This is a genomic window from Pseudomonas sp. KU43P, assembly GCF_033095865.1.
GTDB lineage: Bacteria > Pseudomonadota > Gammaproteobacteria > Pseudomonadales > Pseudomonadaceae > Aquipseudomonas.
The window spans coordinates 4,088,851-4,103,075 of sequence record NZ_AP019365.1 but is presented as its reverse complement, the minus strand read 5'-3'; the positions used below and the strand labels follow the sequence as shown (position 1 = coordinate 4,103,075).

General features: G+C 64.4%; 9 protein-coding genes. 5 read left to right on the top strand and 4 right to left on the bottom strand.

Annotated elements, in window-relative coordinates:
* The first annotated feature begins 23 nt into the window (after positions 1–23).
* Entirely contained in the window at positions 24–548 is a 525-nt protein-coding gene (locus tag KU43P_RS18740) for a L,D-transpeptidase (protein WP_317658953.1), read from the top strand.
* A gap of 22 nt (positions 549–570) precedes the next feature.
* Positions 571–1,569, top strand: coding sequence for a beta-N-acetylhexosaminidase (gene nagZ, locus KU43P_RS18735; RefSeq protein ID WP_317663864.1), 999 nt, complete (start codon positions 571–573; stop codon positions 1,567–1,569).
* Between the two features lie 105 nt (positions 1,570–1,674).
* On the opposite strand, the gene KU43P_RS18730 is transcribed toward nagZ, so the two are convergent.
* From KU43P_RS18730 to mfd, 3 genes are read right to left on the bottom strand one after another with little or no spacing between them, the layout of a single operon-like run.
* A complete protein-coding gene (locus KU43P_RS18730) occupies positions 1,675–4,986 on the bottom strand; it encodes a DEAD/DEAH box helicase (RefSeq protein WP_317658951.1) in 3,312 nt (1,103 codons plus the stop codon).
* Between the two features lies 1 nt (position 4,987).
* Entirely contained in the window at positions 4,988–5,560 is a 573-nt protein-coding gene (locus KU43P_RS18725; RefSeq protein ID WP_317658950.1) for a CsiV family protein, read from the bottom strand.
* A gap of 9 nt (positions 5,561–5,569) precedes the next feature.
* Complete coding sequence (gene mfd / locus KU43P_RS18720) at positions 5,570–9,019, bottom strand: transcription-repair coupling factor (RefSeq protein WP_317658949.1); 3,450 nt, start codon at positions 9,017–9,019, stop codon at positions 5,570–5,572.
* A gap of 168 nt (positions 9,020–9,187) precedes the next feature.
* On the opposite strand from mfd, the gene KU43P_RS18715 reads away from it, so the two are divergent.
* The 3 genes from KU43P_RS18715 (at position 9,188) to sthA (ending at position 13,429) form a co-directional block, all read left to right on the top strand.
* Positions 9,188–10,651, top strand: coding sequence for a glyceraldehyde-3-phosphate dehydrogenase (locus KU43P_RS18715; RefSeq protein ID WP_317658948.1), 1,464 nt, complete (start codon positions 9,188–9,190; stop codon positions 10,649–10,651).
* A gap of 181 nt (positions 10,652–10,832) precedes the next feature.
* On the top strand, positions 10,833–11,831 hold the full coding sequence (locus tag KU43P_RS18710) for an FAD:protein FMN transferase (RefSeq protein ID WP_317658947.1): 999 nt from the start codon (positions 10,833–10,835) through the stop codon (positions 11,829–11,831).
* A 203-nt stretch (positions 11,832–12,034) separates the two neighbouring features.
* A complete protein-coding gene (sthA, locus tag KU43P_RS18705) occupies positions 12,035–13,429 on the top strand; it encodes a Si-specific NAD(P)(+) transhydrogenase (protein WP_317658946.1) in 1,395 nt (464 codons plus the stop codon).
* A gap of 48 nt (positions 13,430–13,477) precedes the next feature.
* Here the strand turns inward: sthA and KU43P_RS18700 are convergent, their stop codons facing one another.
* Positions 13,478–14,194 (bottom strand): glycerophosphodiester phosphodiesterase, encoded by a 717-nt coding sequence (locus tag KU43P_RS18700; RefSeq protein WP_317658945.1) that lies wholly within the window; start codon positions 14,192–14,194, stop codon positions 13,478–13,480.
* Between the last annotated feature and the right edge of the window lie 31 nt (positions 14,195–14,225).

The window sequence follows — 14,225 nt, the reverse complement described above, 5'->3', positions numbered from 1 at the left end:
GCGCTTCGGCTAAGCTAGCGCCCATGCCCGACCTCGATTTCCTGCACATCTCCCTCGCCGACCAGCGCCTCTATGGCTTTGCCAATGGGCAATTGCGTGTGCGCCTGGAAGTTTCTACCGCGCGTAATGGCGCCGGCGAGCGCAACGGCTCGGGGTGTACGCCACGCGGGCTGCACCTGGTGCGTGCGAAAATCGGTGCAGGCTTGCCGCTTGCTGCCGTGCTCTGCGGCCGACGCTGGACCGGTGAGGTCTGGACGCCGCAATTGCATGCGCAATACCCGGGGCGCGATTGGATACTGACCCGTATTCTCTGGCTCAGCGGTTGTGAACCGGGTATCAATCGCCTGGGGCCGGTGGACACCTTTCGCCGTTATATCTACCTGCATGGCACGCCGGACTCGGAACCCTTGGGCTTACCGCTGTCCCATGGCTGCATACGCCTGCGCAACACCGACCTGCTTGGCCTGTTCGAACGCGTGCCGGCGCATTGCCCAGTGCGCATCGACGAGGCCGCATGCCCCCAGTGGGCTTACATTAGTTTGCAATGAAGGATTGCCTATGACCGCCAGCCTGCAAGGCTCCCTGATGGTGGATATCGCCGGTAAATGGCTGACCGCCGAAGACCGCCAGCTCCTGCGCCAGCCGGAAGTGGCCGGCCTGATCATCTTCGCTCGCAACATCGACAGCCCGCGCCAGGTACGCGAGCTGTGCGCTTCTATCCGTGCCGTGCGCCCCGACCTGATCCTTGCCGTGGACCAGGAAGGTGGCCGGGTGCAGCGCTTGCGTCAGGGCTTTGTGCGCCTGCCAGCGATGCGCGCGATCGCCGACAACGCCAATGCCGAGTACCTGGCCGAGCAGTGCGGCTGGTTGATGGCCACTGAGGTGCTGGCCGTCGGCCTGGACCTGAGCTTCGCTCCGGTGCTCGACCTGGATCACCAGCGCAGCGCCGTGGTTGGCAGCCGCGCATTCGAAGGCGACCCGCAACGTGCCACGCAACTGGCTGGGGCCTTCATTCGTGGCATGAACGCAGCGGGCATGGCCGCTTGCGGCAAGCACTTCCCAGGGCATGGCTGGGCCGAGGCGGACTCGCATGTGGCCATCCCTACCGACGAGCGTAGCCTGGAGCAACTGCGTCAGGCCGACCTGATTCCGTTCACCCGCCTCAGTGGCCAATTGGCCGCGGTGATGCCGGCGCACGTCATCTACCCGCAAATCGACAACCAGCCTGCCGGCTTCTCGCGTCGCTGGCTGCAGGACATCCTGCGCGGCGAGCTGGGCTTTGACGGGGTGATTTTCAGTGATGACCTGTCCATGGCCGGGGCGCATGTGGTCGGCGATGCGGCCAACCGTATCGAGGCGGCATTGAGTGCGGGTTGCGACATGGGCCTGGTGTGCAATGACCGGGCGTCGGCGGAGCTGGCACTGACTGCGGCGCAGCGGCTTAAGGTCAAGCCTTCGCCGCGAATTGCGCGGATGCGTGGGCAGGGCTTTGCGCGGACCGACTATCGCCAGCAGCCGCGTTGGCTGGAGGCCCTTGGGGCTTTGAAAGAGGCGCAGTTGGTCGATTGACCGAGCCGGCCCTATCGCCGGCAAACCGGCTCCCACAGTGAGAGCACCACTGAACCCCGTGGGAGCCGGCTTGCCGGCGATAGGGCCACCTCGGGCAGCAGAGAATCAGCGCCCGCGCTTCCCAGGCAACGGCGCAAACAGCGCCTCGATTTCCTCATCCCCCAGCCGCCACTGCCCTGCCTGCCCACCATCGAGCAGGCTCGCCGCCAGCGCGGCCTTCTCCTGCTGCAGCTGCTGGATCTTCTCTTCGACCGTGCCCCGGGTAATCAGCTTGAACACGAACACCGGCTTGTCCTGCCCAATGCGGTAGGCGCGGTCGGTCGCCTGGCTTTCGCTGGCCGGATTCCACCAAGGGTCGAAGTGGATCACCGTATCGGCAGCGGTCAAGTTCAGGCCAACGCCCCCTGCCTTGAGGCTGATCAGGAATACCTCGCTTTGTCCCTTCTGGAACTGCTGCACCGGGGTGCGCCGGTCACGGGTGTCGCCGGTGAGCAGGCTGTAGCGGATCTTGCGTTTCTGCAGCTCCTGCTCGATCAGTGCCAGCATCGAGGTGAACTGCGAGAACAGCAGCACCCGCCGCCCTTCGCTGAGCAGCTCGTCCAGCATCTCCAGCAGTGCGCCGAGCTTGCCTTTGTCAGCCTGGTTGCCTTTGCTCTCGACCCCTTTGACCAGGCGCAGGTCACAACACACCTGGCGCAGTTTTAGCAACGCATCGAGGATGACGATCTGGCTGCGTGACGCCCCGTTGCGGGCAATCTCGTCGCGTACTTTCTTGTCCATCGCCACCCGCACCGCTTCGTAGGTGTCGCGCTGGGCGTCGCTGAGCTCAACCCAATGGACCATTTCGGTCTTGGCCGGCAGTTCGGTGGCCACCTGTTCCTTGGTGCGGCGCAGCAGGAAGGGGCGGATGCGGTTGACCAGGTGGGCCAGGCGCTCGCCGTCACCGTGGCGTTCGATAGGGGTGCGGTAATCCTGGTTGAAGCGCTTGACCTCGCCCAGCCAGCCGGGCATCAGGAAGTGGAAGATCGACCACAGCTCGCCCAGGTTGTTTTCCATCGGCGTGCCGGTCAGGCACAGGCGCTGGTTGGCCTGCAGCTCGCACACGGCGAGGGCGGCCTTGCTGGTGCTGCTCTTGATGTTCTGCGCTTCGTCGAGCACCAGCACGCTCCAAGGCTGCGCGCGCAGGTGCTGCAGGTCACGCGGCACCAGGGCATAGGTGGTCAGCACCAGGTCGTACTCGTTGAGCTTGGCGAAATGCTTGCTGCGGCCAGGGCCCTGCAGGGCCAGCACGCGCAACCCCGGGGCAAAGCGTTGAGCTTCGTCCAGCCAGTTGGGCACCAGGCTGGTGGGCATTACCGCCAGGGCCGGGGTGTTCAGGCGCCCGTGCTGTTTTTCCAGTAGCAGGTGGGCCAGGGCCTGCAAGGTCTTGCCCAGGCCCATGTCGTCGCCGAGGATGCCGCCGGTGCCCATTTCGCGCAAAGCCTGGAGCCAATTGAGGCCTTGTTGCTGGTACGGCCGCAAGGTGGCATTGAGCCCGGCGGGCGGTTCGACCTGCAGGTCGCGGGCATCACGCAGGCGCCGACCCAGGTCGCGCACATGGGCACCCCCCTCCCAGTGCAGGGGTAGGTGTGCGATGTCGTTCAGGCGCGCCGCATCGGCGCGGTCCATGCGCAGGCTCGGGCCGGCGGCGTCTTCGTGCAGGTAGAGCTCGCCCAGGGTGCCCATCACCGCCTTGATCCGCCCGTAGGGCAGGGCAACGCGCAGTGCCGGGCTGTCCAGGCGGCCGCGGTTGAGGTCGATGAGCAGGTGCTCATCGTCCGTGCGGCGGGCCAGTTCGCTTGCGCGCAGCAGTTCAGGGTTGCTGCGCAGCAGTTGCAGCACGATTGGCAGCAGGCTGTGGCGCTGGCCGTCGACGACGATGCCTAGCTCCAGGTCGAACCATTCATGGCCTGGGGCTTCTTCGATGCTGGCGTACCAGTCGTCTACATCCTGCAGGTTGAAGGCGAAGTCGCGGTGGACGTCGATGTCCCAGCCCGCTTCGCGCAAGCGCGGCAGGCCTTCGCGGGCAAAACGCAGCCAGGCTTCGTCATCGGGTAGCTGCAGCATTTCGCCAGCGCTGTCGGGCAGGGCCTTGCTTTGCCGGGTGGCGGGCTTGAAGCCAAGGTCGCGCAGGGCTTTGCGCAGCGCCTGTTCGGCCTGGGGTTGGCGGCGAATACGCTGGCTGGTGGTGCCGACCAGGCGCGCCAGTGGCTTGTCGTCGTTGCCGCTGGCGCGCAGGCCGTCGTAGTCGAACGACAAAGCGGCGCGGTGCTGCATCTGGCGCTGCATGCGGCCGGTCTTGGGCATGTAGGCACTGAATTCGAGGCTGCCGAGAGTCAGGTGGCCCTTTGGCAGGATGCCGTCGAGCTGTTCGGTGTTGACGGTGGTAGGTGTGGGGACTTGGCGGTTCAAGGCGTTCAATCGATGACTCAAAGGTACGACCAGGTGTTCTGGTACGTTGGGTGCACGGGCGAGCTGGCTGGCGATGAAGGGGTCCAGGTCGTGCTGCAGCTTGCCCAGCAGGTGCGCCGTTCGGTCGATGTAGTACATCGGTTCGACGGGCAGTGCCAGCAGTTGTGATTGCTCGCCCTGGTACCAGGCGCCGCGGTAGCTGCCATCATCCAGCCTGACCCAGCGGAACTCGGCCTGCAGCTGCGGCCCGGCCACCAGTGGGCGGGCATCGGGGGCCAGGTGAAGGCGCCCGGTGGCCAGTGCATAGCCGAGCAGTTCTGCGCCTTGTTTGCCCTCGAGCTCGATCACTGGGCGTAACGCTTCGCTGCTGGCATCGATCAGGCGCAACAGCCGGGCATCATCCTGGGTGACATAGCGTGGGGGGTAGTAGATCAGCTCGGGCAAGGAGGTGATCTTGCCGAAGTGCACGTTGTCGTCGGCTTGTCGGGTGCCTTTGACCACCTCCAGCGTGCAATGCTGATTGCCCGCGTGGATGAGGTAGTGAATGGCGGGGCCCTTGCGGTCGGGCTTGGGCGTGGCCACTCGCTGGCCGGTGGATTCGAGTGTTTCGACCCACTGGTCGAGTGCCGGGGACAGTAGCAGTGTCGCTTGGCTGTCGAGCGGGCTTTCCTCTTGCTGCACGTTCAGCAGGACGGCGACACAGTGTTTGCAATTCAAGCCGACCGGGCAGGTGCAGCGCCCGAAAATGCGCAGCTCGGCACCGTTCGGTACAAGCTGGATCGTCTGGTGATAACGTTCACCAGACGATCCTTCGCAGGTGGCTTCGATGCTCCTGTCGTGCAGCGAAAGGATTCGCGTGCGGTCTTGCACCGCATACTCGCGGCCCCGCTTCAAGGCCCCGTCCTGGATGTAGTCGACCCAGTCCGGGTGAGCCCTCAGCAGTTGCCGCGGATCCTCCTTGCTCACATCACTGCTCCATCATCTCCGGGTCCATCGCCGGCATTTTTGGTGTGCCGGGCGGGGTGACCTTCAGCAGTACGGCCAGGTGGCCGCCGTCCATGAAGGTCAGCTGGCCGCCCTTCATGTTGCTGTTGCTCTGCTTGAACTGCTCGCTGCGCAACACGTTGCCGTTGCCGTCGAGCTGGTTGACCCAGAAGTTGGCCTCTACCGCGATGAAGCGCCCTTCGGTGAGGCTGAGGTTGCCTTCGATCGGGAAGTGGCCGAACTGCTCCTCTCCCGCGCTCAGGGCGACACGGCTCGGTGCGCTGCCTACCTGCTGCTGCCAGGCCTTGTGCAGCAGTACGGTGTAGTCGGCGGTGGCTTGCAGGCGGGTGGCTTCGTCTTCCAGCGCCAGCGGGCGTTCGGCGCCTTTTTCCAGGCGCGGGGCGCCTGCGCGCCAATCTTCCGGTGCGAACGGGCTGGTGAAGGCGGGCACGCTGTTCTGCCGCAGCAGAAGCATTTCTACCTGATACAGGCCTTCGGCGAAGGCAGCCGGCGCGAACAGCGCAAGCAACAAGGTCAGGCAACGGATGGCACGCATGGATCTTCCTTAGGCTGTCTGTGGGGTCAGGCGCTCGAACAGCGCTTCCAAAGTATTGAATCGTTCGTCGGGGCGTTCCATGGGTACCAGGAAGCGGAATTGGGTCGCGCCTTCGAACTTGTAGCGTTTGGGCTGGCCCTGGATCAGCTTGATCAGGGTCAGCGGGTCGACGGGGGTCTCGCCCTCGAATTCGAGCTTGCCGCCATTGGGGCCTGCGTCGACTTTCTTGATGCCGAGCTTTTCCGCCTGCAGCTTGAGCTGGGTCAGGCGAATCAGGTTCTTGGTCGGCTCGGGCAGCAGGCCGAAGCGGTCGATCATTTCCACCTGCAGGTCCTTGAGGCCTTCTTCGTCGGCCGCCGAGGCAATGCGCTTGTACAGGATCAGCCGCGCATGGACGTCCGGCAGGTAGTCTTCGGGGATCAGTGCCGGCAGGCGCAGGTTGATCTCCGGGCCGCCACCCAGGGGCTGTTCGAGATTCGGCTGGGTGCCCTTGCGGATGGCCTTGACCGCACGCTCGAGCATTTCCATGTAGAGGGTGAAGCCCACCGCCTGGATCTGCCCGCTCTGGCCTTCGCCGAGCAGCTCACCGGCGCCGCGGATTTCCAGGTCGTTGGTGGCCAGCACGAAACCGGCGCCCAGGTCCTGGGTGTTGGCGATGGCCTCCAGGCGTTTCTCGGCATCGGCGCTGACCTTCTGCCGCGCCGGGGTCAGCAGGTAGGCGTAAGCCTGGTGGTGGCTACGGCCGACCCTGCCGCGCAACTGGTGTAGCTGAGCCAGGCCGAACTTGTCGGCACGCTCGATGACGATGGTGTTGGCGCTGGGCACGTCGATGCCGGTCTCGATGATGGTCGAGGCGATCAGCACGTTGAAGCGCTTGTGGTAGAAGTCGCTCATCACCTGTTCCAGTTCGCGCTCGCGCATCTGCCCATGGCCGATGCCGATACGCGCTTCCGGGACCAGTTCGGCGAGGTCGGCGGCGCACTTCTCGATGGTCTTCACGTCGTTGTGCAGGTAGTACACCTGGCCGCCGCGCAACAGCTCGCGCAGCAGGGCTTCCTTCACCGTGCTGTTGTTCTGCTCCATGACGAAGGTGCGCACCGACAGGCGCCGCGCCGGTGGCGTGGCGATGATCGACAGGTCGCGCATGCCGGCCACGGCCATGTTCAGGGTGCGCGGGATCGGCGTAGCGGTGAGGGTGAGGATGTCGACCTCACTGCGCAGGGCCTTGAGCTGCTCCTTTTGGCGTACACCGAAGCGGTGTTCTTCGTCGATCACCACCAGGCCCAGGTCCTTGAAGCGCACGTCATCCTGCAGCAGCTTGTGGGTGCCGATGAGGATGTCGATCTTGCCTTCGGCAAGGTCGGCCGCGGCGGCGGCCACTTCCTTGGCCGACTTGAAGCGGCTCATCACCTCGACCGTCACCGGCCAGTCGGCGAAGCGGTCGCGGAAGCTGTTGTAGTGCTGCTGGGCGAGCAGGGTGGTGGGCACCAGTACCGCCACCTGGCGGCCGCTGTGCACGGCAATGAAGGCCGCGCGCATGGCCACTTCGGTCTTGCCGAAGCCAACGTCGCCACACACCAGGCGGTCCATCGGCTTGGCGGCGAGCATGTCGGCACGCACGGCTTCGATGGCGTTCTGCTGGTCCGGGGTTTCTTCGAAGGGGAAGCCGGCGCTGAAGGTGGCGTAGTCGGCGGCCGGGTCAGCGAAGGCATAGCCTTTGCGCGCGGCGCGGCGGGCGTAGATGTCGAGCAGTTCGGCCGCCACGTCGCGCACCTGTTCGGCGGCCTTGCGCTTGGCCTTCTGCCAGGTTTCCGAACCCAGCCGGTGCAGCGGGGCCAGGGCGTCGTCGCTGCCGGTGTAGCGGGCGATCAGGTGCAGGTTGGCCACCGGCACGTACAGCTTGGCGCCCTCGGCGTATTCCAGGGTCAGGAACTCAGCGGCCTGGCCTTCGATTTCCAGGGTGGCAAGGCCCAGGTAGCGCCCTACACCGTGGTCGATGTGCACCACCGGCGCGCCTTCGCGCAATTCAGTGAGGTTCTTGATGACCGCATCGTTGGCCGCCTCGCCGCGTTTTTCCCGGCGTCGGCGCTGCATCACGCGCTGGCCGAACAGCGGGCTTTCGGCGACCAGCGCAAGGGCCGGGTCGTCCAGCAGCAGGCCGTCGTCGAGCGGGGCGATGGTGATCGCCAGGCGTTCCTTGCCGGTAATGAAATCGGCCCAGCCGTCGACCGTCTGCGGCCTCAGCTTGAGGCGTTCGAGCAGCTCCAGCAGGACTTCGCGGCGGCCCGCCGACTCAGCGGTGAACAGCACCCGGCCCGGGAACTGGTCGAGGAATTCGGACAGCGCCGCCAGTGGCTGGTTGGCCTTGGCTTCGATCGCCAGGTTGGGCAGGGCGCGGGCCGGGAAGCGCTCGCGGCCGGCACCCGGCTCCACTTCCTCGGCGCTCACCACCACCCGTGGCCATTGCTTGAGCCGGGCGAAGCAGTCTTCCACCGGCAGGAACAGTTCGGCGGGCGGCAACAGCGGGCGGGTCAGGTCGCCGCGACGGTCCTCGTAGCGCCCGCGCACGTCGTTCCAGAAGTGTTCGGCGGCCTGCTCGACACCTGGCAGGGAGAACACCTGGGTGTCGTTCGGCAGGTAGTCGAAGAGGGTGGACGTTTCTTCGAAGAACAGCGGCAGGTAGTACTCGATGCCGGCGGGGATGATGCCGCTGGCCAGGTCCTGGAAGATCGCGCTGCGGCGGAAGTCGACATCGAAGCGTTCGCGAAAGCGTGCCTTGAAGCGAGTGACTTCCTCTTTCTGCATCGGGAATTCCCGCGCCGGCAGCAGGCGGATCGAGTCGACCTTGTCGATCGAGCGCTGGGTCTCCGGGTCGAAGGTGCGCAGGGTCTCGATCTCGTCGTCGAACAGGTCGATGCGATAGGGCAGCTTGCTGCCCATCGGGAACAGGTCGATCAATGCGCCACGCACGGCGAACTCGCCGTGTTCGTAGACCGTGTCGACACAACGGTAGCCGCTGGCCTCCATGCGTGTGCGCATCTGCTCTACATCGATGGTCTGGCCCACGTCCAGGACCAGGCTGCTGCCGAGCAGAAAGCGCGTCGGCGCCAGGCGGTGCAGAGCCGTGGTGATCGGCACGACGAGGATGCCGTGGCTCAGCTCCGGCAGCCGGTAGAGGCTTGCGATGCGCTGGGAAATGATGTCCTGGTGCGGTGAGAACAGGTCGTAGGGCAGGGTTTCCCAGTCGGGGAACGGCAGCACCGGCAGCTGCGGGGCGAAGAAGCGCAGCTCCTGTTCCAGGCGATCGGCAGCCTGGCTGTCGGCAGTCAGCAACAGGGTGAAGCGGCCTGCGCTGCTGGCGGCTTCGGCGATGGCCAGGCTGAGGGCGGCCCCGGGCAGGTTGCCCCAGGTTTGTTTGCCGGCCGTGGCCGACATTTGCGGTAGGCGCAGAACTGACACGGGAGATTGCACTCCAAGCGTTGCGGCAAAGAGATCGATTGTACCGGTGCCGGTGCGTGCTGTCAGGCTCCAAAGGGGCATGAACACAGGCTCGGGTTCCAGCGACAGGCGCTCATTGCCGGTTACGCGTTGGGGCGTCATAATGTAGCCCCTTTTTTCTCCCCCTACATGTGGAAGGTTCCCGTGACTCAGAAGCCCGACCAGTGTCTTGGTGAGTGGATTGATCGTGAAGCCCTGGCTGAAGCGATGATCCCGCTTATCGGTCAGCTCTACCGCAACAACAACGTGGTGAGCTCGATTTATGGCCGCAGCCTGATCAACCGTTCGGTTATCTCGATCCTCAAGGCACACCGCTTTGCGCGTCACCGTCAAACCGACGAAACCGAGCTGTCCGTCCACGAGACATTCCCCCTGCTCAAGGCGATGAGCGAGCTGAAACTGGGTGCCGCTTCGGTCGACCTGGGCAAGCTGGCGAACAAGTTCAAGCAGGAAGGCAACGGCCGCAGCGCCGAGCAGTTCGTGCGTGAAGAACTGGCCGACGTGGTTGGCCAGCAGAACGCTTCGGCGCGCAAGGGTACCGACGTGGTTCTGTACGGCTTCGGCCGCATCGGCCGCCTGCTGGCGCGCATCCTGATCGAGAAGACCGGTGGTGGCGACGGCCTGCGTCTGCGCGCCATCGTCGTGCGCAAGGGCGCCGAGAACGACCTGGTCAAGCGTGCCAGCCTGCTGCGCCGTGACTCGGTGCACGGCCCATTCGATGGCACCATCACCATCGACGAAGCCAACAACACCATCACCGCCAACGGCAACCTGATCCAGGTCATCTACGCCAAGAGCCCGAGCGAAGTCGACTACACCCAGTACGGCATCGAGAACGCGCTGATCGTCGACAACACCGGTGTATGGCGTGACGCCGACGGCTTGGGCCAGCACCTGGCTTGCCCGGGCGCTGCTCGCGTGATCCTCACCGCACCTGGCAAGGGCGCGCTGAAGAACATCGTGCACGGCATCAACCACGGCGACATCGCCGCCGATGACAAGATCATCTCGGCTGCCTCCTGCACCACCAACGCCATCGTGCCGGTGCTCAAGGCCATCAACGACCAGTACGGCATCGTCAACGGCCACGTCGAAACCGTTCACTCGTTCACCAACGACCAGAACCTGATCGACAACTTCCACAAGGGCAGCCGCCGTGGCCGCGCCGCGCCGCTGAACATGGTCATCACCGAAACCGGTGCTGCCACCGCAGCCGCCAAGGCACTGCCAGTGCTCAAGGGCAAGCTGACCGGCAACGCCATTCGCGTGCCGACGCCTAACGTGTCGATGGCCATCCTCAACCTGAACCTGGAAAAGGGTACCAGCCGCGACGAAATCAACGAGTACCTGCGCCAGACCGCCATGCACTCGGAACTGCACAAGCAGATCGACTACGTCAGCTCCCAGGAAGTGGTTTCCACCGACTTCGTCGGTTCGCGCCACGCCGGTGTCGTGGACGCCGAAGCGACCATCGCCAACGATAACCGCGTTGTACTGTACGTTTGGTACGACAACGAATTCGGTTACAGCTGCCAGGTGGTTCGTGTGATGGAAGAGATGGCCGGTGTGAACCCGCCAGCGTTTCCGCGCTGATTCGCTTGTAAGGCAATGAAAAAACGGGAACCTTCGGGTTCCCGTTTTTTTTGGCCAGCCTTTATTGTGTCAGTGCCGGCCCTGTCGCCGGCAAGCCAGCTCCCACAGGCACAACGGTGCTGCCACTGTGGGAGCCGGCTTGCCGGCGATAGGGCCGGTACAGGCAACCGAGAACCCGACCGTGCGCATAGCCCTCCTGCTCATACTGATGCTCCTCACCGCCTGCCATCAGGGCTCGACCCTGGAGCGCCTGGGCGGCCCGACCATGGGCAGCAGCTACAGCATCCAGTATGTGCGCGAACCCGGTGGCCCGGCACCAGCCCAGGTCCAGGCGGCGGTCGAAACCATCCTGCAGGGCATCGACCAGCACTACTCGACCTACCGCGGTGATTCCACCGTCAGCCAGTTCAACCAGCTCCCGGCCAATCAGTGCCTGGCCTTGCCCGCCGACATGCTGGAACTGGTCACCCTCGGCCAGCACTTGGCCGAACAGAGCGAGGGTGCCTTCGACCTCACCGTCGAGCCGTTGCTCGACCTCTGGGGCTTCGGCCCCCAGGCCCGCCATGAACAGGTGCCCGACCCCAAGGCCCTGGCGCTTGCCCGGCAGCGTGTCGGCTACCGGCACCTGCACTTCGACGGCCAGACGCTGTGCAAGGATGCACCGGTAGAACTGGATTTCAACAGCATTGCTGCCGGCCATGCCGTCGACCTGATTGCCGAGCGCCTGCGCGCCATGGACGTGGCCAGTTTCGTCGCCGAAGTGACCGGTGAGCTCAAGGCCGTGGGCAGCAAGCCCGATGGCAGCCCGTGGCGCATCGCCCTGGAACTGCCTCGCGAAGATCTGCAAATCGCCCGCCAAGTCATCCCGGTCAATGGCGTTGCGCTATCGACCTCGGGTGACTATCGCCACTATTTCGAGGAGAATGGCCGGCGCTATTCGCACACCTTCGACGCTCGCCTCGGGCGGCCGGTCGAGCACGACCTGGCGGCAGTGACCGTACTCGATGCTTCGGCGTTGCAGGCCGACGGCTACTCGACCCTGTTGCTGATCCTTGGGCCGGTGCAAGGTTGGGATTTCGCCGTTGCACACGATCTGGCCGCCGTGCTGGTGACTCGGGTAACCGGTGGTTTCGTCTCCCGAGCTACGCCCGCGTTCGAACGGGCCGTGAAAGGCGAATGAAAGCGCAAGCAGGGAAGATCGAGGCCAGGGAATCGGTGAACGATATGTAGTGCAGGCAAAATTGGCCTACGACGCGACCAAGGGTTAATGTGCGCGGCGTTCACGCTTGATTAGACTGCACACGAATTTTCTCATGACGCCCCGGCGGCATGATCGAGTCCCGCGGCGACCGTGGCTGGCGGGCCAGTTCTGAAGGAGTACGCATGGCTGTCTACAACTACGACGTAGTGGTGCTGGGTTCCGGCCCGGCCGGAGAAGGTGCGGCAATGAACGCCGCCAAAGCAGGGCGCAAGGTGGCGATGGTCGATAGCCGTCGTCAGGTCGGTGGCAACTGCACCCACCTGGGCACCATCCCGTCCAAGGCACTGCGTCACTCGGTGCGGCAGATCATGCAGTTCAACACCAACCCGATGTTCCGTGCCATCGGTGAGCCGCGCTGGTTCTCCTTCCCCGACGTGCTCAAGAGCGCCGAGAAGGTGATCTCCAAGCAGGTCGCCTCGCGCACCGGCTACTACGCCCGTAACCGCGTCGATGTGTTCTTTGGCACCGGCAGCTTCGCCGACGAGCAGACCGTCGAAGTGGTCTGCCCGAACGGTGTGGTGGAAAAGCTCAATGCCAAGCACATCATCATCGCCACCGGTTCGCGCCCGTACCGTCCGGCCGATATCGACTTCCACCACCCGCGCGTCTACGACAGCGACACCATCCTCAGCCTCAGCCATACCCCGCGCAAGCTGATCGTCTATGGCGCCGGCGTGATCGGTTGCGAGTACGCCTCGATCTTCAGCGGCCTGGGTGTCCTGGTGGAACTGGTCGACAACCGTGGCCAGCTGCTGAGCTTCCTGGACTCGGAAATTTCCCAGGCGCTGAGCTACCACTTCAGCAACAACAACATCACCGTGCGCCACAACGAAGAGTACGAGCGGGTCGAAGGCCTGGACAATGGTGTGGTCCTGCACCTGAAGTCGGGCAAGAAGATCAAGGCAGACGCCTTGCTGTGGTGCAACGGCCGTACCGGCAACACCGACAAGCTGGGCCTGGAAAACATCGGCATCAAGGTCAACAGCCGTGGCCAGATCGAGGTCGACGAGGCCTATCGCACCAGCGTGCCGAACATCTATGGCGCCGGCGACGTGATCGGCTGGCCGAGCCTGGCCAGTGCCGCCCACGACCAGGGCCGTTCGGCGGCTGGCAGCATCGTCGACAACGGCAGCTGGCGCTTCGTCAACGACGTGCCGACCGGCATCTACACCATCCCGGAGATCAGCTCGATCGGTAAGAACGAGCAGGAGCTGACCCAGGCCAAGGTGCCCTATGAAGTGGGCAAGGCGTTCTTCAAGAGCATGGCGCGTGCACAGATCGCCGGCGAGCCGCAGGGCATGCTGAAGATCCTGTTCCACCGTGAAACCCTGGAAATCCTGGGCGTGCACTGCTTCGGCTACCAGGCATCGGAAATCGTCCACATCGGCCAGGCGATCATGAACCAGCCGGGCGAGCTGAATAACCTGAAATACTTCGTCAACACCACCTTCAACTACCCGACCATGGCCGAAGCCTATCGGGTAGCTGCCTACGACGGCCTGAACCGGCTTTTTTGAGCGGCTCCGGCCGGTGGCCTGAGCCGGTCGGGGAGACCGATTTCAGCCCTACCCGAGGGTGGTCTTGGCCAAACCGGGAAAGTCTGTAATCAGGCTGTCCACGCCAAAATCAGCGAGCCGGCGCATCAGCGCCGGTTCGTTGACCGTCCACACCGACACATGCAAACCCTGGTTCTGTGCCTTGAGCAGGCGTTCTGGGGTGCACAGCGTCCAGTTCAACGCCAGCAGTTCGCAGCCATAGTTCTGCGCGACCTTCAGCGGGTCGAGCCAGGCGTATTCGGCTACCAGGCCGCGTTTCACATCCGGCACCAGCTCCTGCGCCGCACCCAGTACGTCGCGTGAGCTGGAGGTGATGGTCACCTTGTCCAGCAGGCCGTACTGCTGGGCCAGCTCGCGAATCGCCAGCACGGTGGTGGCGGCGCGGGTGCGTGAAGCACTCTTGACCTCGAGCTGCCAGTGCTCGAAGGCACATTTCTCGAACAGTTCTTCAAGCCGTGGGATAGGGCAGGGCTGCACATGGCCCGGGCCGCCCTTGCGCGCGTCGTAGGTGACCAGGTCGACTGCCGGGTGTTCGGCCACCTTGCCGCGGCGGCCGGTGGTGCGTTTGAGGGTTGGGTCGTGGATGACCATCAGCTCGTTGTCGGCCGACAGGTGCAGGTCCAGCTCGCAGCGGTTGACGCCGTGGGACAGGCACTGACGGAAGCTGGTCAGGGTATTTTCGGGCGCTTCGCCCTTGGCGCCACGGTGGCCGTAAATAAGGGTCACGTTCGTTCCTTCAGGTCAAAAATGAAAAAGC